The organism is Paenibacillus nicotianae, from assembly GCF_042681745.1.
GTDB lineage: Bacteria > Bacillota > Bacilli > Paenibacillales > Paenibacillaceae > Saccharibacillus > Saccharibacillus nicotianae.
On record NZ_JBHUGF010000012.1, the window covers coordinates 1 to 23,408 of the forward strand.

A 23,408-nucleotide genomic window follows, 5' to 3' on the forward strand; every position below is an offset into this window, starting at 1 on the left:
TCGGTATTAGCTACCGTTTCCGGTAGTTGTCCCAAGCTTGAGGGCAGGTTGCCTACGTGTTACTCACCCGTCCGCCGCTAAGTATCCAAGAAGCAAGCTTCTCGTCAACTCCGCTCGACTTGCATGTATTAGGCACGCCGCCAGCGTTCGTCCTGAGCCAGGATCAAACTCTCCATAAAGTGTTTGACTTGCTCAATCTAAAACTGGCGAGAACCGAAGTTCTCTATTTTGTAAAGGTCGGCTAAGACCTTTAATTTACTCACTCGTTGTTCAGTTTTCAAAGATCAAACATTTCGTTATTTTGCTTTTGTGCACCGACGCGTTATCGCATCAGCAACTCTTATAATATATCATGCTCATTTCATTTCGTCAACACTTTTTTTCAATCTTTTTTTCAGCTCTATTAAATGAAGCTTTATATTCAGATTGAAATGCTTTGTTTAGCGTTCGTGTCAGAAATAAAATGACCGTTGATTAATATAGCACGAATATTAAATAAACGTCAACTATTTATTTAAACTGTTTTTACAATTGATATTGAATTGATATTATATGGTGGCTAACTTGCTTTGTATTTATAAATAAAAAGGCACTAAAGCCTTTAATACTGGGCTTTGTGCCTTTTCAATAGATCTGCTAATTCTTTAGAGGTTAGATCTACCTCTTATAATTCTCGGCGTCCTTCTAATGCTTTGGATAATGTAACTTCATCCGCATATTCTAGATCTCCACCTACAGGTAATCCATGAGCAATTCTTGTTACTTTGATATTGAAAGGTCTAACCAGTCGCGAAATATACATAGCTGTCGCTTCACCTTCAATATTTGGGTTAGTTGCCAGAATGATTTCTTGTACACGCTCATCACTAAGACGATTTAATAGCTCTTTTAATTTGATATCATCAGGGCCAATGCCTTCTATAGGAGAAATCGCTCCATGTAACACATGATAGTACCCATCAAATTCTCGAGTACGTTCCATAGCTACCAGATCTTTGGCTTCCTGTATAACACAAATAACAGAGGCATCTCTCGTCTTATCCTGACAAATCTGACATGGATCTGTGTCTGTGATATTACCACATACAGAACAGTAGTGGAGATTACGCTTTACATTAACCAGAGCCTTAGCAAAATCGATCACGTCGTCTTCCTTCATACGGAGCACATGAAAAGCAAGTCGTCCTGCTGTTTTAGGTCCGACTCCCGGCAAGTGTGTAAAGGCTTCTATCAGTTTGGCAATCGGTTCAGGATAATACAATACAGCGATCTCCTTTGAGAATAGTCATTTTATGAATGACGATTCATTATTTTAGAACAGGCCTGGAATATTCATACCGCCTGTAAATTTACCCATATCTTTATTAGCAAGCTCTTCCGCTTTGCCCATAGCATCATTTACAGCAGCGATCACTAGATCTTGTAGCATTTCTACGTCATCTGGATCTACTGCTTCTGGTTTGATCGTAATTGCTGTTACTTTTTTGTGTCCATTGACTTGTACTGTAACTACGCCACCACCAGAGCTACCTTCTAATGTTTTAGTACCTAGCTCTTCCTGTGCTTTTAGCATTTGTTCCTGCATTTTTTTAACTTGCTTCATCATTTGGTTCATGTTACCCATTATTATCATCTCCTCAATTAAAGTATACGTCTTTTTGTTATAGCTATTCTTTGACAACAACCAAGCTTTCACCAAATAGTTGAATAGCTTCGTCTACTAGCGGTTCACCAGCATTTTCACTTTCATGCTCTAGTTCTAATGCTTCTACAGGATCTTCATGAGCTCCTTCTATCGCTTCTAACCAATCTTTCTGCATCATAGTGACCAATCGATGAGAGCTTCCTAACACTTCTTCTAGAACAGACTCTACGATCTGCTTATTCACAGACTTTTCAATTGTTTCCCGATGCATATCGTGTTTGAAGGCAACTAAAACGGCATCTTCATGAATCGAAACCGGTTCACAATTCACAAACCAAGCATGAATCGTCACCTTCTCTTCTTTAACCCGTTGTAGGATTTTGCCCCATGATCCAGATACTTTTGTAAAATCGTTATGATTGCGATTGCTTACATAGCTCTGAATCTGAGAAGGAATCTTAGCGGCTGAGGATACTCTTGCTGTTGGAGGGCGTCTGCCTGAACTACCTGTTTGATTACGGTCGCCTGCATCGCCACTTGCTGCTATTCCTGATTTTAACGCTTTATCTAACTTTTGTTCTAATTGGGCTAATTGCTGTTTGAGTTGTCGAATCTCTGAAGCGTCTGTAGGTGTATGACTACTTGAGGAAGAAGCTACATCTGCTGTAGAACCTCCATTTGCTCCACTGGTCGGTATACTGCCTAATTTTAGTAAAGCGACCTCAAATAACATCTGAGGCTGAGCAGCATACTTCATTTCAGTCTGATAATGATTCAACGTATCAATCATGGCAAACAATTGTTCTTTTGTAAATGCGGACGCTGTTTCTCGAAAAATCTCGGGATCGAGCATGCGCTCTGTTAAATCGCCTGCTTGTGGAATCATCTTAATCATTAAAACATCCCGGAAATAATAAAGCAGGTTCTCCATACATTTCTCTGCACTTTTGCCTTCTTGCATAAATGACTCTACCATCTGTAATACTTTGGCGATATCGCCATGTAACAAAGCAGATGCAAGTTCAGCAAACTGTTCAGAAGCGATACCACCTGTCATTTGCAACACTTGAGTATAAGTTACTTTGCCATCTGTAAAAGCAGATACTTGATCCAGAATACTTACTGCATCACGCATCCCTCCGTCTGATAGGCGAGCAATATATTCTAATGCGTCACGATCGGCTTCAATCTGCTCTTCTCCTGCAATCAATGCAAGACGGTCTGTCTGCTCGATCAAAGATACACGACGAAAATCAAAACGCTGACAACGCGATATAATCGTAGCTGGCAATCGATGAGGTTCTGTTGTAGCTAAAATAAAAACAACATGAGCTGGTGGTTCTTCAAGCGTCTTGAGCAATGCATTAAACGCTTCTGTTGTTAACATATGAACTTCATCAATAATATATACTTTGCGTCGTACTTCAGTAGGCGCGTATTTAACTTTTTCCCGTAGATCACGTATTTCTTCTACACCACGGTTGGATGCAGCATCAATCTCAAGCACATCCATAATATTGCCTGATGTGATCCTTTTGCAAGTTTCACATTCATTACACGGCTCTATAGCCGGCCCATGTTCACAGTTAATCGCTTTTGCAAAAATTTTGGCAGCAGACGTTTTACCTGTTCCTCTTGGACCACTGAACAGATAGGCATGTGAAATACGCTCTTCCCGAATGGCATTTTGCAGCGTTTGAATAATATGCTGCTGTCCAACCATGTCCTGAAACGACTGTGGTCGCCAAGCACGATAAAGTGCGATATGCTCCACTTGCTTACCCTCTTTCTTCTTTGAATACTTCACTTAATTATACTATAGATTAGACCCAAGCAAAACAGCAGTAACCTTATTTAACAAACAAAAAACACCTGATGTCCTGAGACAAAAGGTGTTATTACATACATTATAATATACCGTGCACCTGTCATTGATTGTTGCGATCCAAGCGGTTCTTCTGAACCACGACTCAGGATAGGCACTCCTTCGGCACAAGAACAAAACTGCTTATGGCTGCTTTCTTCCGAACCTGACCAGATTCACAGACGTCCTTTGCGAAGGACCCAGCCGTCAACACCGTATTCAGATACCAGCCTCACATCGACAAAACCTAAAACAGGAATTCAACCTCGCTACAGCGGATTGCGAGTTACAGGGCACCGCTACCTCCCCGTCTAGCACGGCATTAAGTTATTATAACCGAGAGAAGCGTCTATTGCAATGGACAGATATTTTGTTTTCAAAAAATTCATTTTTATCAAATCAAATAGCGCTCAAGAGATGGGACGCTACTAGATTGCAATCTGAACATTATTTGGTTGAAGCTGAAGCCGTAGAACGTGTTGGGCGTCTGCCTGCACTGCTTGAAGTACTGCTATTTGCTGGCTTTTTAGCACTGCTGGTTTTACCTTTTGGATTTGTTTCTTCAGAAGTATCAAAAGATGCTAAGAACTCTTTGTTAGTCTCTGTATTACGCATTTTTTTGAGGAAACCATCTACAAAGTCAGGAGTTTCGTTCATGTTTTTGCGAATATGCCAGATCGTATCTAATTCTTCTTTGCCTAACAAATCTTCTTCACGACGTGTACCGGAACGACGAATATCGATTGCCGGGAAAATACGACGTTCTGCCAATTTGCGATCCAGATGAAGTTCCATATTACCTGTACCTTTAAATTCTTCGTAGATAATATCATCCATACGTGAACCTGTATCAATCAAAGCTGTAGCCAGAATAGTAAGACTACCACCTTCTTCTACATTACGCGCAGCACCAAAGAAACGCTTCGGACGATGGAAAGCTGCTGGATCTATACCCCCACTTAGTGTACGTCCAGATGGTGGAATCACCAAATTATACGCACGTGCCAAACGAGTAATACTATCTAACAAAATAACAACGTCTTTTTTATGTTCTACTAGACGAAGTGCACGTTCAAGCACTAATTCAGCTACTTTGATATGATTTTCTGGCAATTCATCAAATGTAGAAGCAACTACTTCACCTTTAACCGAACGCTGCATATCTGTTACTTCTTCAGGACGCTCATCGATTAATAATACAAACAAATCAATCTCGGGATTGTTGGTAGAGATACTGTTGGCAATCTCTTTAAGAAGCAATGTTTTACCTGCTTTGGGAGGTGCAACAATTAGACCACGTTGTCCAAGTCCAACCGGTGCAAGAACATCCATAATACGAGTTGATAGTTTATTTTGAGCGGTTTCTAACACTAATTTTTCCTGTGGATAAAGAGGAGTTAATGCCGGGAAATGAAGACGCTCTGCGGCTTGTTCAGGGCTTGTTCCATTGACTGCATTGACTTGAAGTAATCCAAAGTAACGTTCATTTTCTTTAGGTGCTCTACATTTACCAGAGACGAGATCACCTGTACGAAGATCGAACTTGCGAATCTGCGAAGCTGAAATATAGATATCTTCATGGCTAGGAAGATAATTAATTGGTCGTAAAAATCCATAACCTTCAGGCAAAATTTCGAGCACACCTTGCATAAACATCAAACCACTTTTTTCAGCTTGTGCGCGCAAAATAGCAAAAATCAATTCTTTTTTCTTGAGCTGTCCATAGTAAGGAATCTGATACTGTTTGGCTAGCTTATACAGATCAGTCAGCTTCATTTCTTCCAAATCGGAAATTTGTAAATCCATAAAATAACCACCTATTCAATTTTATCAAGATTGTTGAGACAAATATAAGTAAACTAAAACAAAACTACAATAATTCGGAAGATTGAGAAACTTCATGTAAAAGGAGTGGAATTTTCAACTTGGTTCATAGGATAGCATTACCCATTTTGGGAGGAGATATTCAAGAGGTATGTATTTTATCAAAAATACAAAAGAGTTCTCCTCCCCAACAGAGGGATGACTTGAAATATGATGATATAACCTATTTAGACGATTTCTCTCCACACATCTGCGCCTAGATTACGCAAATTCTCGACCAAATGATCATACCCGCGGTCGATAAATTCAACACCAGACACTTCTGTAATACCTTCAGGCACTGTTAAGCCAGCAATCACAAGCGCAGCTCCTGCACGCAAGTCCATTGCTTTTACTTTGGCAGCATTAAGCGGTGCTCCTTCAATAATAGCAGAGCGACCTTCGACTTTGATTTTAGCGCCCATACGCGCCAGTTCAGGCACATGCTTGAAGCGGCTACTATATACAAAATCGCTAAGTACACTTACACCTTGAGCTTGTGTAAGTAGACTTGTCATCGGTGACTGTAAATCAGTAGCAAATCCAGGGTACGTCAATGCTTTTACATCAACATGATTATACGTAGGTCTACCCATCACACGGATACCTTCATCTAACTCTTCTACTTGCACGCCCATCTCTAATAATTTGGCAGTAATAGCTTCCAAATGCTTAGGAATAACGTTATCGATCAAAACATTACCACGAGTCGCTGCTGCTGCTACCATATATGTTCCTGCTTGAATACGGTCAGGAATAATAGAATGTCTACAGCCATGCATTTCAGTGACACCTTCAATACGAATTGTCTCTGTACCTGCACCTTTGATACTTGCACCCATAGCATTTAATAATGTTGCTACATCTATAATCTCAGGCTCTTTCGCCGCGTTTTCAATAATAGTGTGCCCTTTGGCTCTTGCAGCCGCAAGCATAATGTTAATCGTTGCTCCTACACTGGCAACGTCCAAATAAATCTTAGCTCCACGTAATTCTTTCGCATATAAATGAATCGAACCATGCTCATTTGTTACTGTTGCACCTAAAGCTTCAAATCCTTTGATATGTTGATCGATTGGACGAGGTTCAAAATTACAGCCTCCTGGTAGACCGATCGTGGCTTCTCCAAAACGTCCAAGCAGTGCGCCCATCATATAATACGAAGCTCTTAGCTTTTTGACAGGACCGTTGGGCATTGGAATAGATCTAACATTACTTGGATCAATGCGCATCTGGTTTTCACTTTCGTGCCAGCTTACACTTGCTCCTAAATTTTCTAAAATCTCAGCATAAACGGCTACGTCGCTTAATAGCGGCAAGTTATCCAACACGACTTCCGATTCCGCAAGCAATGCCGCAGGAATAAGCGCAATGGCACTATTTTTTGCACCGCTGATCGTTACAGTTCCCTGCAACGGGCGTCCGCCACTAATCATTAATTTTTCCATAAAGCTTAATGTCCCCCTACGTGTTTTGCATCCGGTAAACGATACGTGATGTTGAATTTTGGCAATGAAAATGGAAAGACACCGACTAAGCGGTGTGCTTCCCACAATCTGCTATTTAAATGTCTTATGCAAAAACAATATTCTTACGCTTTGTTGCTTGTTCCAAACTCACGGATTTTACCAATAACTGTTTGTTTGATAGCGTCGCGACCTGGTGCAATAAATGTACGAGGATCGTAAGCATCTGGTTTAGCAGCAAGTACTTCACGAACTGTTTTTGCAAATACGATTTGGTTCTCTGTATTTACGTTGATTTTGGATGTACCCAAAGAGATTGCTTTGTCGATATCGTGTTTAGGGATACCAGTACCACCATGCAATACCAATGGAATTTGAACTGCGTCACGTACTTCTTCCATTTCTTTGAAGCCCAAGTTAGGCTCGCCGTGGTAAGGACCATGTACAGAACCCAATGCTGGAGCTAATGTGTCGATACCTGTTTCTTTAACGATGCGTACACATTCGTTAAGATCAGCATACATGATGCCACCGATAACGTCATCTTCTTGTCCGCCTACAGTACCAACTTCAGCTTCAACAGAAACACCTTTAGCATGTGCATAGTCTACTACTTTTTTAGTCATTTCGATATTTTCGTCGATTGAATGGTGAGATCCATCGATCATTACAGATGTAAATCCAGCGTCGATCGCTTCTTTACATTTGTCAAAGCTTGAACCATGATCCAAGTGAATAGCAACTGGAACTGTGATTTTCATGTCATGAAGCAATCCTTCTACCATTTTAACAACAGTAGTGAATCCGCCCATGTGACGTGCAGCACCTTCAGATACACCCAGGATTACTGGTGATTTTTCTTCTTCCGCTGCTCCCAGAATCGCTTGAGTCCACTCCAGGTTGTTGATGTTGTATTGTCCAACTGCATACTTTCCTTCAAGTGCTTTGTTTAACATGTCTGTCATAGATACTAATGGCATAATGATATCCTCCTCGAGAATGTTGGGTATTTGTAAGCCGATACTCGCATACGTTGCTTATTATAACACAACCCACTTCAAATACTAAACAAGCAATTTAAAAAGAGCTATGCGTCTTTGCATAGCAAAAAACCTATCTTTAGAGGATAGGTTTTTATTTTTGCTGATCGACTTGATTTCCTTTTAGATTTTGATCCACTACATTTCTCATTTCATCAATATCAAAAGGTTTGGTGAAATGGCTGATTGCCCCCAAATCTTTGGCTTGTTTGATAATATCTAATTCTCCATAAGCCGTCATCATAATCACTTTAATATGAGGATGAGTTGATTTGATATGCTTCAAAATTTCCAGTCCATCCATACCTGGAATTTTCATATCTAAAAGAACAAGATCGGGGTTATCTTTCTCTACCACTTCAAGCGCTGCCTTACCGTTAGCTGCTTGATACATCTGATATCCTTCATTTCCAAAAAGCTCCATCAGTAAAATTCGAATGCCATTTTGATCGTCTACAATAAGTATTTTCTTCTGTACTTGTTCCACCTGTCATCCTTCCCTTCATCGCTGCTAAAGTATTATGCTGTGATTTTTTTCTTAATTAGAATGATGACGAATACATAATTTAATTCGTTGTCGGATAGTTGTAAAAGTTTATGCTGTATAACATAATATACAAATTCGCTCTGACTTGTGAAATTCCTGCTTAATTCACAAATTTGTCCCAACAAAATTTAGGTTTACTTTCTAATAATAACCATTATTTATAATTACTCTTTTCTTCTACTCATTATAAACGGTACATGGTCTAGAAGAGAATATAAGAATATATCGTCTTTATGTATTTTAATAAAAAAACGATCTCTTCCTCTATCATGAGAAAGAAATCGTTTTGTACTAAATCTATTATGAATTAACCTTGATGCTTAATAGAAGCTTTGACAAATTCACGGAATAACGGTTGCGGACGGTTCGGACGAGAAGTAAATTCTGGATGGAATTGTACTGCTAAGAACCAAGGATGTTCAGGAACTTCTACGATTTCTACCAGTCTACCGTCTGGAGAAGTACCGGAGATTTTCATACCCATTTGTTCAATTTGTTCACGATATTGATTGTTGAACTCATACCGATGACGATGACGTTCATATACCAATTCTTCTCCATAACATTCCATCGCCAGTGAACCTGGTTGTAATTTACAAGGATATAAGCCAAGACGCATTGTACCGCCTAGATCTTCAATATCTTTTTGCTCTGGTAACAAGTCGATTACCGGATAAGGAGTAGCTGGATTAATTTCAGAACTATTCGCTCCTTCTAATCCTGCAAAAGCACGCGCATATTCGATAACTGATACTTGCATACCCAGGCAAATACCAAAGTAAGGAATACTGCGTTCGCGTGAGTAACGAATAGCACTGATTTTACCTTCGATACCACGATCACCGAATCCACCTGGAACAAGAATACCACCTACGCCACCAAGCAATTCGTGTACGTTTTCGTCAGTGATTTCTTCTGCATTCACCCAGCGCAATTTCACATCAGCATTCGCATGATATCCTGCATGTGACAACGACTCCACTACACTCAAGTACGCATCATGTAAAGCTACATATTTACCAACAATCGCAATCTCAACTGTTTTTTCCAAGTTTTTGATACGATTAAGTAGGCTTTCCCATTCTGTCATATCCGGTTGAGGCGTATCTAGCTTAAGATGATTCACCACGATCTCGTCTAGACCTTCATCACGTAAGTTAAGTGGTACTTCATAAAGGGAAGAAGCATCACGACACTCTACCACTGCATTGGCATCAATATCACAGAACAAGGCAATTTTAGCTTTCATATCTTCGGATAATTCATATTCTGTACGACATACAATTACGTTAGGTTGAATACCGATACTGCGTAATTCTTTAACGCTATGTTGAGTCGGTTTTGTTTTGACTTCACCTGCTGCTTTGATATAAGGAATCAAAGTCACATGGATATACATTACGTTTTCGCGACCGACATCACTTTTGATCTGGCGAATCGCTTCAAGGAACGGAAGGCTTTCAATATCGCCTACAGTACCACCGATTTCTGTAATCACAATATCAGAACCGGATTCACGACCTGCGCGGAATACACGCTCTTTAATTTCATTTGTAATATGTGGGATAACCTGTACTGTTCCACCCAAATATTCACCACGACGTTCTTTGCTAATTACGGAGGAATATACTTTACCTGTTGTTACATTGCTATTTTTGGACAAGTTAATATCGATAAAACGCTCGTAATGTCCAAGATCTAGATCTGTTTCTGCGCCATCATCGGTTACAAATACTTCGCCATGTTGATAAGGGCTCATAGTACCTGGATCGATATTGATGTACGGGTCAAACTTTTGAATCGTTACTTTCAAACCTCTGTTTTTTAACAATCTACCAAGTGATGCTGCTGTAATCCCTTTGCCGAGTGAAGATACAACTCCGCCTGTTACAAAAATATACTTTGCCACTGTATGACCTCCTAATTATTTTCCAGAAATTCCGGCGATATATGGGGGGTTACACAGCCCCTTTTCCTTATAAAAAACAAAAAAAGTGACACCCGTAGCTACGGGGCACTTTTATTTATTACAGCATTTGAGAAAATGCGTATACGTTTAGTTATAGGTTTAAATGATAAGCCCAAGCAATAGTTTACTCTGTATCTTTGTACCATGTCAAGACATATCCTCAAGAAAAAAAGCCTGCCCAAAACAGGCAGACTTTCATCGTTCTTTATTTAAGATTACTCTTTATTGTCTTCTTCTACATATTCTTCATCTTCGTCTTCATCGTCGTCATCTTCATCTTCGTCGTCGATAACAAGATCAGCTTTGTCTTCATCGTCATCTTCGCCGTCAACAAAGATATCGTCCGAATCTTCGTCTACTGCATCATAGTTCTCATCTTCTGTTTCGTCTGCATCAACAACATCTTCATTGTTGAATTCTTCGTCTTCGATATCATCATCTTCTTCATCGTTGATGATACGAGGGCGCTTCGCGTTCGCGATTGGATCTTCTGCACGCTCAAGCGGATACCAACGTTTAAGACCCCATAGGTTAGTACCTACGCAGGCAAAACGTCCATCTACATTAATTTCAGTATATAGTTGAGCGATATACTCATCAGTTTGTTCTTTAGTAAAGCCACGTAGTTCTGCAACTTCCTTCATCAGGTCACGGTAATATAGAGGCGTATTGATTTTTTTCAAAATAGCAACAGCCAAATCTACCATCGGAATTTCGTGTACCTTTTCCGGATCGATTTTTAATTCTTGCGGTGTACTCACTTACGGACACTTCCTCTCGGATCCATTTTCACGCTTTATTATTCACGTTTTTTTCGCACAAAAAAATGCAAAATGCTGAGTTAAGTAAAACCTATTTATCAGCAAAAATCAAGTTTTTTACAAAAAATCGGAAGTTTTGCGTATTTTGAGATATAACGTTCTAGATTTACGACAATATCTGACGATTACATACGTTCTGGAGCAGACACTCCAACAAGGCGAAGTACGTTCACGATAACGGTACGAACGCTACCTAATAGAGCTAGACGAGCAGCCGTTTGTGCTTCATTATCTGTCAATGTACGCTCCGCTTTGTAGTAGCTATGCATCATAGATGCTAACTCGTATACATAGCGAATCAAGCGATGTGGAGCATAGTTATCAGCAGCTAGAGCTATTTCTTGTGGCAATTCGCCCATTTTGTGCAATAGATTGTATTCATGCTCACTGGTTAACAAGCTGTAATCAATCTCAGACAACGGAGGTACCTGAATACCTTGTTCTTCTGCTTGACGATAAATACTACAGATACGTGCATGCGCATATTGAACATAGAATACAGGATTTTCATTCGATGTTGAGATAGCTAAGTCCATATCAAAATCAAGATGAGAATCGATACTACGCATCGTAAAGAAGTAACGAATAGCATCTACGCCTACTTCTGCCATCAAGTCTTCCATTGTGACTGCTTTACCTGTACGCTTGGACATTTTGACTTTCTCGCCATCCTGGAACAGACTCACCATTTGTGCGATCAATACGACCAACTTCTCAGGATCGTTACCAAGTCCTTGCATCGCTGCTTTCATGCGTGGAATATATCCATGATGATCAGCACCCCAGATATTGATCATTTTATCGTAACCACGACCGTATTTGTCTTTGTGGTAAGCGATATCCGGTGTCAAATACGTGTACGTCCCATCATTTTTGATCAATACGCGGTCTTTATCGTCACCGTAAGCAGTTGTACGAAGCCATGTTGCACCATCAAGTTCATAGACTTCTCCGCGCTCACGTAGCTCGTCTAATGCATCTAGTACTTGACCTGTCTCATATAGAGAAGTCTCACTAAACCAGATATCAAACTTCACGCGGAACGCTTCTAGATCACGCTGGATCTTTTGCAATTCTTTTTCCAGACCATATTGACGGAAAAAGGCAGCACGTTCGCCCGGTGATTGAGAGAGTAGACGGTCGCCTTCTTGCTCTACTAATTCTTTAGCAAAACCTTTAATGTCTGCACCATGATAACCATCTTCTGGCATCGCAGCATCTTGACCTAGCTCTTGCAAATAACGAGCTTCAATCGAGCTACTCAAGTTCGATACTTGATTACCTGCATCATTAATATAGTATTCACGTGTTACTTGATAGCCTGCAAAGTCAAAAATATTACACAATGCATCGCCAAAAGCAGCTCCACGAGCATGCCCTAAATGTAGACTTCCTGTTGGGTTCGCACTGACAAACTCAACTTCTACTTTTTCCCCTTTGCCATGCTCAATACGTCCATAATTTTCACCTTGCTCTGCTACCACTTGGATCACCGGGTACAGATAACTTTTGTTCAACGTGAAATTGATAAATCCAGGGCCTGCAATCTCTGCATGTTCAATATCACCTTGTTTGAGATCAAGATTAGCGATAATATCTTCTGCGATCTGACGCGGGTTCTTTTTAGCAATTCGAGTTAATTGCATTGCAATATTTGTTGCCAAATCTCCATGCGCTTTGTCTTTCGGTACTTCAAGTACCACTTCAGGTACTTCTTCGCTGCTTACAATATTCGCTGCAATTACGGCTGCATGCACAGCTTCTTTTACTGCACTGCGACTTTGTTCCAATGGATTACGTGTCATCTTCTACTGCTCCTCCTGTGTTCGCATGGCTCACATTTCTGCTACTTCATGTGTATCCAATGCCTGTATATGTAAACTGATCTTAAATGTCCCTGTAAGCTCTTCATGCACATACAATTCGTATTCCCAGTTTACACGTCCAAGATGTCCATCTAGCGCTTGTGTCAATTGTGTAGTGTGTGTCAAAAGTGTAAATGTTGTAAACGGTGAACGGTAAGAACCTGGCAATCGCTCTTCTTGACGAAAAGTCTGATCTGATTCTACAGCGCCCCGTCTCATAATTTTCACTTCATGATCATCGATCTTCACGACAGTACGAACTTCCTGCTGAAGAGTATCTGCGGATTCGGTGTAACGAATATATAAACTGCTGCCTTTTTGAAAAGCCTGCCCGATAAATTGAGTTGTGCTTTGCTCTCCATCTTGATCGCTTTGCAATGTCAATTGTACCTGATTGAATTCAGTCATAAGATCCAGCTCCATTTTTGATGATGCGCCATGTTAGCTTGTTGAATATAGAACATTTTCACGATTAATTCAATAAGCTCAATCTTTTCTATTGTACCATTATATTGAACTATACGTAGAGATTCTGAGCAAAAAAATTCGTTTTTGTAGCCAAATACTCGTTTTGTGATCTTCGCTAGCTTTATAATAAGGAATTGAAATTTAATTTCTTTTGTTATAAACTTATTTTACCTACCGGTAAGTAAAATTAAAGGAGTTAATATTAGAATGGTTAAAAAATCGACTTATGCAGATATTTTAGAAATTGCGTATCGTTTATTTGCTGAACATGGTTTTGATAAAACGAGTATGTCTATGATTAGTAAAGAATTAAAAATGAGCAAACCCGCTCTCTATTATCATTTTCCGTCTAAAAGTTCCATTATCGATGCTTTATTTGATGAAATTTGCCAAAATATTAGATTTGAATATTTTTTTGATATTACCAGTTATACGAAGCAAAATTTTGAACAACAATTTATACAGGATGGACTAAAAATATTAGCGGCTCAACAGACCGACGAGTATTACGCTCGAATAATGAATCAGTACCAAGCACTCGGTTATCGAGAAGTGCATTATGCTCAAACGTTAATAACTATTTTAGAAGGATTTAATACTGGTTTTGAAAAGTTACTGCAATGCGGAGCTTCTTACGAGGTTGTTCATACTCAAGATCTTGCTCTAGCGGCTCAAACACTCACTATGATTATTGATGGTATGGATAACTTTGTAGGCTATGGATTCCATTATAGATACGAGGATATTTGGACCAAAACCGTACAAAGTATCATTAAAGGAGATTGAAAATGAATCCAAACCTGTCTCGTATTGTAGCTCTTGATTATGCCAGAGCGTTGGCGATCTTAGGTATGATTATTGTGAACTATAAAATAGCTATGGAATCTACTCAAAGTCATTTTGCATCGCTTAATCTATTTAAAGGAATCTTTGAAGGAAGAGCATCTGCGTTATTTGTGATCTTAGCAGGGTTTGGTATTTCTTTAATGACACGCAGAGCTAGAATATCTAAAGATCCAACACTGATTCGTAAAAACCGTAGCCAATTGTATCGTAGAGCTTTGTTTTTATTAATTGCTGGCTGCCTATTACTGCTTGTAGGCTGGAATGCAGATATACTCCATTATTATGCTGTATTTATGATTTTGGGTTCTTTATTGATTACAGCTTCCGATCGTCTACTGGTAGGAATAGCTGTGATGATTGTAGGAAGTTCACAGTTATTTCTACTCCTATTTAATTACGCTAAAGGCTGGGATGCTTCTTTTCATGAATATGTAGATTTCTGGAAGATTTCAGGATTTTTACGCAATTTATTTTTAAATGGATTTCATCCTCTTTTTCCCTGGTTTAGCTTTTTTCTTATCGGTATGTGGTTGGGGCGTAAAGATTGGACGAATCTGCAGTATCGCAAAAAAATATTTGTTTTATCTTTAACAGGTACTTTTATATTTGAAACGATTTCTTATCTATGTATTCGCTTTTCCTCTCCATGGTTAGATTATGAGTCAGCAACTTACTTATTCACTACCAAACCTATGCCTCCTACTACGTTATATATTTGTTCAGCAACCTGCTCGGCTTTATGTGTATTAACTGCTTGTTTTTATATTATCGATAAAACTAGCACCTTTTGGTTAACACAAAGCTTCATCTATACAGGGCAACTTTCTCTTACACATTACATCGGGCATGTTTTGATTGGATTAGAATTCTTGCAGTTGATTGGATACTTAGAAAATAAAAATTTAGTGTTTTCTACATCGTATTCTTTTTTATATTTTGTATTTGCTTTAATCTTTTCTTACTTTTGGCGGAAACGAATTGATCGAGGTCCTATCGAATTAATGATGCGTAAACTTTGCTAGTCTCTATTCAGCATATAACAAAAAGCAATCTATCTAAAAGACAGATTGCTTTTTGTTGTTATATTAATTTTTATCTGTTGCAGTGAATTTTAATGTAGCAGACCATGTTTTACCGCCATCTTTGGTGATATAGATAGCTGGAGTTAAAGAATCGGTAACTGCAAGGTAACCTACATTTTGACTTAAAAATGAAATGTTCGCACTGCTACCGTCTATAGTCGCCGGCATATTTTTCCACGTTTTACCACTGTCTAACGATCTTCCTACAGCTACTTTACCTCCTGCTGGTGAGCCACCTGCAAGATATGCTATTGTACTACCTACAAATTGCATATTACCAGGATGTCCACCTGGTTGAGCAGGCCCTTCACCATTGCCTAAAGCTCCTGTACCCGGTGCTTTACCGCCACCTGCTGTGGACTGTCCGAACACTTGGCGCCAGCTTGTACCGCTATCTGAGCTTGCATAGACTGAATACGATACTTGAGACATTCCTGTTCCGCTGTACAAGATTGCCCATACTTGCTTGCCACTCGCATAAATTTCGCCACCAGATACTTCAAGCGAGCCTACACTAAGCGAAGTGGTCCATTTGTTTCCGCCATCTATCGTTTGCATAATACGATATCCACTATTGCTACCTGATACCGTTTTGACTACCCAGCCTGTATTGCTATCCTGGAAATAACCACCGCGTGTATTGGCAGGTGTAGGAATCGCTGTCCATGCTGCTCCACCATTAATCGTTTTGTATACGCCTGATGTGGTATATGCAAAACCAGTACTTCCAGATTTTTTATCGATTTTGGTAAATCGAAGATTCCCATTATATGGCTTTTTCCAAGTAGCGCCACCATCTGTTGTCGTCAAAAAGACAGGTTTTTGTCCAGAAGCAGCACTTGCTAAGGCCCAACCTTGTGTATTACTTGTAAATTCAATCTGGCTAAACTGCCATGTGCCTGTATAAATCTTTTGCCAGTGACATCCACCGTCAGAAGTACCGAGCAGAAATCCATTTCCTGCAACTCGACCTGTGGTCTGACTCAAAAAGTCTGTATCGGTAAAATGAATATCTTCTTGAATACTAGAGGAACGTCCTTTTTCCAATTGAGATTGAAGTGTAGTGCTGTTCACATCGCAACCTTTAGACGTTGCCGCAGATACCGACGTTCCACTAAATCCAACTATTCCTAGCAACAACACAAATGCCATCATCATACTTAACGATGGATATGATCCATATTGAAAACGATTATCTTTTATCTTCATGTATTCAGCCTCCTAGAATATGTTACATACATGGAATATTAGTCTATGTACTATAGTATTAACCTTATTCATACAAAAAGAAGACCTGCCTTCTTCTATATTATATAAAAGAGGATACAGATCTTCTTCATTCATTCCTAAATACGTATAATCTATGATCCTTATTTACAAAGGTCTTCTACAAATTTAGGCAACACAAATGCTGCTTTGTGTAAACGTGGTGTATAATATTTGTTACTTTCCATTTCAGGAATCGTTGTCTCATCCACTTGAAGAGGATCATGTACTTTGCTACCCATTGTAAATGTCCATAGACCACTAGGATATGTTGGAATATTTGCACCGTATACATGTACAATCGGGAAGATTTCTTTGACATCTTTGTTTACTTGTTGAATCAAATCCGCTTTGAACCAAGGGTTATCCGTTTGCGCTACAAAGATACCATCTTCTTTAAGTGCTTCATAGATACCTTGATAGAATCCACGTTCAAATAGTGGTGCAGCAGGGCCTACAGGCTCTGTAGAGTCTACCATGATTACATCATATTTGTTTTTGCTTTCGATGATATGCATATAACCATCATTCACCAATACTTCAACACGCGGGTTGTCGAGTTCGCCAGCGATTTCTGGTAAGTACTTTTTGGAATATTCGATTACTTTACCATCGATTTCAACCAATACTGCTTTTTCAACTTCAGGGTGTTTCAACACTTCACGAATAACACCGCCATCGCCGCCGCCAACAACCAATACATGTTTAGGGTTAGGATGCGTGTTTAGTGCAGGGTGAGCTACCATTTCATGATAAACGAATTCATCTTTAACCGTAGTCATTACCATGCCGTCTAGTACAAGCATGCGTCCGAATTCTTCAGTGTCGATCATTGCCAAATCTTGAAATTCTGTTTTTTCAGTAACCAGTGTCTCACGAATTTTAGCTGTAATGCCGAATACCGGCGTTTGTTTTTCGGTATACCATAATTCCATATTTATTACCTTCTTTCGCATATATTTATCGGAATTGAAAAGGTCAATCTTACCACATTCATTTCGCATTATACGCGATATAACCCTAGACTGCAAAAGGAACTTTAAACTGATTTACACGCACAGATAGATTGCAAAAATATCTTACATTTTAAATGAAACAGGAGTCGATTGTATGAACATCTCAGATATTGTCCAAATGAAGGCACTTGATGCGGCTCCCCGTCTGCTCGGTCAAATAATTAGCCGGATCACTCCAGTAGGCGAAATACGTTGTCGGATCATCGAGACAGAGAGTTATGGTGGTGCTGAAGATAAAGGTAGTCATGCTTATGGTAATCGCCGTACTGCTCGCACAGAAATGATGTTTAGACAAGGAGGTACTTCGTATGTGTATCTCATTTATGGTATGTATCATTGTGTCAATGTAGTTACTGGTGATGTGGATGATCCGCAAGCTGTATTGATTCGTGCAGTAGAACCTGTATCCACGCGAGATGAGCAATTGATGCTTCAATTAAGACCGACCGATGCGCGTCGTATTCGTAATTTATCCAATGGACCGGGGAAACTCTGTAAGGCATTGGCAATTGATAAGTCTTTAAATGGTCTAAATCTGTTAGCAAGTGGAGGTGTACTTCGCTTAGAGCAGTCGCCTGAGCTTGAAGAGGATTCATTTGAGATTGAATGTGGCCCACGCATTAATATTGATTATGCCGAAGAATATGCAAGCAAGCCCTGGCGCTTTTATATCAAAAATCATCTCTATGTCTCTGCCAAAAATGTAACGCCTACTTCATTACGATTGGATTCTTAATACAAAAAAAGATGTCGCTGTATGCAGAATAGTTACTCTGCTAGCGACATCCTTTTATCCATAGACTGTATCCATTGATCCATCTGTGAAATCGTCATTGGCCTGCCATAATAATATCCTTGTATCACATAACAGCCTTTCGATTGTAAAAATTCGACTTGAGCTTGAGTCTCTACACCTTCTGCTACTAAATCCAGATTAAGATTATCGGCGATAGCTACAATCGTACTAATAATCGCTTGCTTGGAAGCGATATCGCTTTTGCGAATAAAAATCTGATCAATTTTGAGAATATCGATCGGAATTTCATCTAAAATCCCTAATGACGAATAACCTGTTCCAAAATCATCTAATGAAATTTTTACTCCAAGTTGTTGGATATACTGCAACTGTTCTACTGTGCCTTCAATACCATCCATCGCAATCGATTCAGTAATTTCTAACTCTAAATAGCGAGCTTCGATCCCCGTTTCGGCAATGAGTTGTTCAACACTATTTGCAAATCTAGGACATTCAAACATACGAGCTGACATATTAACTGAAATAGGCACATAGATATGATGCTGTTTTTGCCAGATCAAATTCTGCTGACAGGTCTCTTCTAACATCCAATGTGTAATCGGCATAATTAATCCTGTTTCTTCAGCAACAGGGATAAATTCGGCTGGAGACACTATACCTAATTCAGGATGATTCCAACGCAATAGAGCTTCCATTCCTGTCAAACGATTATGCATCGAATCCCATTTAGGCTGATATACAATAAAAAGCTGATGACTTTCAAAAGCTCGCCGAAGATCGTTTTCAAGCTCCATTTTTCGAATCTGCCGACGATTCATATCTTCACTAAATATACTGTATTTGTTTTTGCCTGAATTTTTAGATACATACATAGCGGTATCGGCTGCGCGCATTAAAAAAGAACGTTCATATCCATGTTGAGGTACAAGAGCAATCCCTATACTAACTGTTATAAATAATTCGATACCGCCCAATTGATAAGGTTTCTTCACCACATCTAGAATATGTTCTGCAAGTTGTTCAATCTCTTCAGTGATTCCTTTGCTAGTCGCAATTAAAAATTCATCGCCACCTAAGCGGAACACCGTCCCTTGATCAACCATACAAAGAGTAAGCCTTTTGGCGACCTCTACTAACAATTCATCTCCTATATCATGCCCGAGCGTATCATTGATCGATTTGAAGCGATCCAAGTCTAAAAATAAAACAGCGCCTTCTTTTTGCAGTTTAAATTCTTTTTCAAAATAACGCTGTAACCCATGACGATTAGGCAAGCCTGTTAAAGGATCACTGTAAGCCATCCGTTCCAAAATATGACGTTCTACAAAAATAGCTGCCCATGAAATCGCCAAAATCAAAAAAGTGACGACAGCTACTCCAGTGATCAAAAACAGTTGCCCTTTCATCGACTCATCTGTTGAATCGGTATGAGTATAATGAAATTGCGCTGCCGCCATACCGGTATAATGCATACCTGATATCGCAAATCCCATCACAATCGAACTATACAATTTCCAAAGGCTGAAGTTCGGTCGGTTCCGAAAACGACGGAATAAAAATAAAGCAGCATAAGAGGCTCCCAAAGCCACCAATACCGATAGCATCAAGTAAAAAGGATTATACGTAATGTCTGCATCCATCTTCATTGCCGCCATGCCAGTGTAATGCATAGTCACGATTCCTATGCCCATTGCAGCTCCACCTACAGCGATTTTCCATAAGCGCATTACGGAATCTAATGTGACATAAAAAGCGATTAACGAAGCGGTAATACTGGCAAAAGCAGATAAAAATGTAGTTCCAACATCATAACGAATATTGACACCTGTATGAAAAGCCAACATACCTACAAAATGCATGGCCCAGATACCGCCACCCATAACAAAAGAACCTGAACTTAACCATATTATTTTATGCGTACCTCTCGATTGAGAGACTTTACTCGCTAGATTAAGTGCTAAATAAGAAGCAAATATCGAAATGATTAACGATAGCACTACTATCGAAATATTATAATGAATATCCATATGTTCCATACCCATCCTCCTTTCAAGCAACTCTCTACTTAATAGAACGGTTATTTCCCTGATTTTAGTTATAGTAAATTATCCCAATTGTTTATTTTAAAAAAATAGATGGCAGATTCTTTTACGAATCATACCATCTATTTGTTAATAAAAAGATATCACTCCACTGTTGTTATTCTGTGATGTTGAAGTGTGTTGCCATTCTGTCTATTAGGCGTGAGATTGTCACCGCTGCTTCTGCACGTGTTGTATTATCTTTTGGTGCAATCTGTCCATTTGGTCTACCTTGCATAATACCTTCATTTACAGATGTAGCAAGGCTATTTTTTGCCCAATCGGCTGTGTTATTACGATCTGTAAATGGTGTAAGCGTCTGGTTAGCATCTGCTGCAAATGAAGTAGATGGCTCCAAATAACTCAATGTGTTGTTAAGGATATTTGACATCTCTTCACGTGTAATCTGTTGATCTGGTTGATATGAAGCGTCTGTATATCCTTTGGTGATGCCTGTAGCTGATACAGCATTAATTGCATTATAGTGCCATTGATCAGGTGAGACATCTGCATACGTTATATTTGAGGTATTAGACGATAATTGCAACAAGTTACTAATCATTTGTGTAAATTGTGCACGCGTAATCAATGCATTCGGATCATACTGATTATCGCCTACACCATTTAAAATGGACAAGTCTTGTAGTCTATTAATTTCTGTTTCTGCCCAGTGTCCACTTACATCGTTAAAATTCTGTTTGTTTGTCGTTGCCAGAGTAACTTTTGTAGTATTATCCAGATCGACATCTGTTACTTCTCCACTAGCTGCTTCCACCGTATCATCGGTTGGTGTGACTACTGGTTCTTCTACTACTGGTACCGGTGTATCTACTGTAGCAGCAGTAACTGGCGCCGGTATTCCTAGAACGCCTGGTGTACGATTAGAACCTACATTATCATTATTATTTGATGTTCCCGGATTAGTTGGTGGTGTACCCGGGTTAGTAGGCGGTGGTGTTTCTCCTTCACGATAATTGATCGTCTGAAGAACATTGGTTGTACCATTTCGATTAAGGGTGATTACCAATTGTCCTTCAGAAGCTGGAAGTTGAATATTAAGATTTCCAGTACCATCTGCTCCAATAGTAATTGTTCCTAATTGTACAGTACCTTGTTCATATACATCGCTTTGGACTGTAACAATATCTCCGGCTTGTAGACCACTTAATTGAATCGTTCCTTGTGCTCCTTGTACATCAACCAAATTTACAACTGGTGTTGGTGGTGTAGTAGGTGGAACTTCAACTCCGTTGTACGGTAATGTGCCTATTTCCGTTTCGGTTCCATTCACTGTGACTCTTACAGATAATTCGCCCTGTGCATTCGGGAAGGTAAAGGTTAAGACTGCTTCTCCGTTTGCATTTGCTGTTCCTGTTGCTAGTACTTGATTCGCATCACTATAGATCGAAACTGTATTGCCTGCGGTCACTCCGCTTACCGTCACTGTTCCTTGACTTCCATTGATCGTTGTTAGATCAGCGGCTGGGGTTGGCGTACTTGGAATCTCGATTCCGCTGTACGGTAATGTAGCAATTTCAGTGTCTGTTCCGTTGATACTTACTCGTACTGACAACTCACCCTGGGCATTCGGGAAGGTAAACGTTAAGACGGCTTCTCCGTTTGCATTTGCTGTTCCTGTTGCTAGTACTTGATTCGCATCACTGTAGATCGAAATCGTATTACCTGCGGTCACTCCACTTACTGTCACTGTTCCTTGATCTCCATTGATCGTTGTTAGATCAGCGGCTGGGGTTGGTGTACTTGGAATCTCAATTCCGCTGTATGGCAGTATTGCGATTTCCGTTTCGGTTCCATTTACCGTTACTCGTACTGACAACTCGCCTTGAGCATTCGGGAACGTAAATGTTAAGACGGCTTCTCCGTTTGCATTTGCTGTTCCTGTTGCTAATACTTCATTTGCATCACTGTAGATCGAGATCGTATTGCCTGCGGCCACTCCACTTACTGTCACTGTTCCTTGATCTCCATTGATCGTTGTTAGATCAGCGACTGGGGTTGGTGTACTTGGAATCTCAATTCCACTGTATGGTAATGTGGCAATTTCCGTTTCCGTTCCATTGATACTTACTCGTACTGACAACTCGCCTTGTGCATTCGGGAACGTAAAGGTTAAGACTGCTTCTCCATTTGCATTTGCTGTTCCTGTTGCTAGTACTTCATTCGCATCACTGTAGATCGAGATCGTATTGCCTGCGGTCACTCCTGTTACATTGACTGTTCCTTGATCACCTGCGATATCAGTGATCGCAGCACCTGGTGTTGGCGTTGTTGGAATCTCGATTCCGCTATACGGTAATGTAGCAATTTCCGTTTCCGTTCCGTTGATACTTACTCGTACTGACAACTCACCCTGGGCATTCGGGAAGGTAAACGTTAAGACGGCTTCTCCGTTTGCATTTGCTATTCCTGTTGCTAGTACTTCATTTGCATCACTGTAGATCGAAATTGTATTACCTTCTGTCACTCCTGTTACATTGATTGTTCCTTGATCACCTGTAATATCGGTAATCGCAGCACCTGGTGTTGGCGTCGTTGGAATCTCGATTCCACTGTATGGCAATGTTGTGATTTCCGTTTCCGTTCCATTCACGGTTACTCGTACTGACAATTCCCCTTGCGCGTTCGGGAAGGTGAATACGATTTGTGCAGAACCATTACTTCCTGCTACCGCTGTTCCTAAAACGTTATTGTCTGCGTCATACACTTTCACGACTTCTCCTGCAGCTACGCCTGTAATATTCACTGTTCCTTGATCACCTGTGATATCGGTAATCGCAGCACCTGGTGTTGG

At 39.9% G+C, this 23,408-nt stretch carries 18 protein-coding genes, 1 rRNA gene and 1 other RNA gene; 3 read left to right on the top strand and 17 right to left on the bottom strand.

The window, feature by feature from the left end:
- From ACFSGI_RS22270 to ACFSGI_RS22330, 13 genes are all read right to left on the bottom strand, one after another.
- A 16S ribosomal RNA gene (locus ACFSGI_RS22270) occupies positions 1-179 on the bottom strand; the annotation flags it as partial.
- Between the two features lie 485 nt (positions 180-664).
- Positions 665-1,261: a recombination mediator RecR gene (recR, locus tag ACFSGI_RS22275; protein WP_204827330.1), complete on the bottom strand. Its 597-nt coding sequence runs from the start codon at positions 1,259-1,261 to the stop codon at positions 665-667.
- Between the two features lie 51 nt (positions 1,262-1,312).
- Entirely contained in the window at positions 1,313-1,624 is a 312-nt protein-coding gene (locus ACFSGI_RS22280) for a YbaB/EbfC family nucleoid-associated protein (protein WP_069328593.1), read from the bottom strand.
- A 43-nt stretch (positions 1,625-1,667) separates the two neighbouring features.
- Positions 1,668-3,419 carry a DNA polymerase III subunit gamma/tau gene (gene dnaX, locus ACFSGI_RS22285; protein ID WP_204827331.1) on the bottom strand — a complete coding sequence of 584 codons (1,752 nt, stop codon included), beginning with the start codon at positions 3,417-3,419 and terminating at the stop codon, positions 1,668-1,670.
- A gap of 143 nt (positions 3,420-3,562) precedes the next feature.
- Positions 3,563-3,829: signal recognition particle sRNA large type (gene ffs / locus ACFSGI_RS22290), an RNA gene on the bottom strand.
- 127 nt (positions 3,830-3,956) lie between these two features.
- Positions 3,957-5,315, bottom strand: coding sequence for a transcription termination factor Rho (gene rho / locus ACFSGI_RS22295; RefSeq protein WP_204827332.1), 1,359 nt, complete (start codon positions 5,313-5,315; stop codon positions 3,957-3,959).
- Between the two features lie 245 nt (positions 5,316-5,560).
- On the bottom strand, positions 5,561-6,820 hold the full coding sequence (locus tag ACFSGI_RS22300) for a UDP-N-acetylglucosamine 1-carboxyvinyltransferase (RefSeq protein WP_204827333.1): 1,260 nt from the start codon (positions 6,818-6,820) through the stop codon (positions 5,561-5,563).
- A gap of 143 nt (positions 6,821-6,963) precedes the next feature.
- On the bottom strand, positions 6,964-7,818 hold the full coding sequence (gene fba / locus ACFSGI_RS22305) for a class II fructose-1,6-bisphosphate aldolase (RefSeq protein ID WP_204827334.1): 855 nt from the start codon (positions 7,816-7,818) through the stop codon (positions 6,964-6,966).
- 154 nt (positions 7,819-7,972) lie between these two features.
- Positions 7,973-8,365 (bottom strand): response regulator, encoded by a 393-nt coding sequence (locus tag ACFSGI_RS22310; protein ID WP_379284464.1) that lies wholly within the window; start codon positions 8,363-8,365, stop codon positions 7,973-7,975.
- A gap of 367 nt (positions 8,366-8,732) precedes the next feature.
- Positions 8,733-10,334 carry a CTP synthase gene (locus ACFSGI_RS22315; protein ID WP_204827335.1) on the bottom strand — a complete coding sequence of 534 codons (1,602 nt, stop codon included), beginning with the start codon at positions 10,332-10,334 and terminating at the stop codon, positions 8,733-8,735.
- A gap of 275 nt (positions 10,335-10,609) precedes the next feature.
- Positions 10,610-11,155: a DNA-directed RNA polymerase subunit delta gene (gene rpoE / locus ACFSGI_RS22320; protein WP_204827336.1), complete on the bottom strand. Its 546-nt coding sequence runs from the start codon at positions 11,153-11,155 to the stop codon at positions 10,610-10,612.
- Positions 11,156-11,340: 185 nt separating this feature from the next.
- Entirely contained in the window at positions 11,341-13,020 is a 1,680-nt protein-coding gene (gene argS, locus ACFSGI_RS22325; RefSeq protein WP_204827337.1) for an arginine--tRNA ligase, read from the bottom strand.
- 30 nt (positions 13,021-13,050) lie between these two features.
- A complete protein-coding gene (locus ACFSGI_RS22330; protein WP_204827338.1) occupies positions 13,051-13,488 on the bottom strand; it encodes a YwiB family protein in 438 nt (145 codons plus the stop codon).
- A 267-nt stretch (positions 13,489-13,755) separates the two neighbouring features.
- Between ACFSGI_RS22330 and ACFSGI_RS22335 the strand changes: the two genes are divergently transcribed.
- Positions 13,756-14,334, top strand: coding sequence for a TetR/AcrR family transcriptional regulator (locus ACFSGI_RS22335; RefSeq protein ID WP_204827339.1), 579 nt, complete (start codon positions 13,756-13,758; stop codon positions 14,332-14,334).
- A 2-nt stretch (positions 14,335-14,336) separates the two neighbouring features.
- Positions 14,337-15,416 (top strand): DUF418 domain-containing protein, encoded by a 1,080-nt coding sequence (locus ACFSGI_RS22340; RefSeq protein ID WP_204827340.1) that lies wholly within the window; start codon positions 14,337-14,339, stop codon positions 15,414-15,416.
- Positions 15,417-15,479: 63 nt separating this feature from the next.
- On the opposite strand, the gene ACFSGI_RS22345 is transcribed toward ACFSGI_RS22340, so the two are convergent.
- Together ACFSGI_RS22345 and speE are read right to left on the bottom strand one after the other, a co-directional pair.
- The gene (locus ACFSGI_RS22345) at positions 15,480-16,685 is read right to left on the bottom strand and encodes a WD40/YVTN/BNR-like repeat-containing protein (protein ID WP_204827341.1); all 1,206 of its coding nucleotides are present in this window, start codon (positions 16,683-16,685) and stop codon (positions 15,480-15,482) included.
- Positions 16,686-16,846: 161 nt separating this feature from the next.
- Positions 16,847-17,677 carry a polyamine aminopropyltransferase gene (gene speE, locus ACFSGI_RS22350; protein WP_204827342.1) on the bottom strand — a complete coding sequence of 277 codons (831 nt, stop codon included), beginning with the start codon at positions 17,675-17,677 and terminating at the stop codon, positions 16,847-16,849.
- Between the two features lie 175 nt (positions 17,678-17,852).
- Here speE and ACFSGI_RS22355 point away from each other — a divergent pair, with 175 nt between their 5' ends.
- A complete protein-coding gene (locus ACFSGI_RS22355; protein WP_204827343.1) occupies positions 17,853-18,494 on the top strand; it encodes a DNA-3-methyladenine glycosylase in 642 nt (213 codons plus the stop codon).
- A gap of 32 nt (positions 18,495-18,526) precedes the next feature.
- On the opposite strand, the gene ACFSGI_RS22360 is transcribed toward ACFSGI_RS22355, so the two are convergent.
- Together ACFSGI_RS22360 and ACFSGI_RS22365 are read right to left on the bottom strand one after the other, a co-directional pair.
- Positions 18,527-20,551, bottom strand: coding sequence for a putative bifunctional diguanylate cyclase/phosphodiesterase (locus ACFSGI_RS22360; protein ID WP_204827344.1), 2,025 nt, complete (start codon positions 20,549-20,551; stop codon positions 18,527-18,529).
- 163 nt (positions 20,552-20,714) lie between these two features.
- Positions 20,715-23,408, bottom strand: a 2,694-nt coding sequence (locus tag ACFSGI_RS22365; protein WP_379284470.1) for a beta strand repeat-containing protein, incomplete at its 5' end; no start/stop codon positions are given.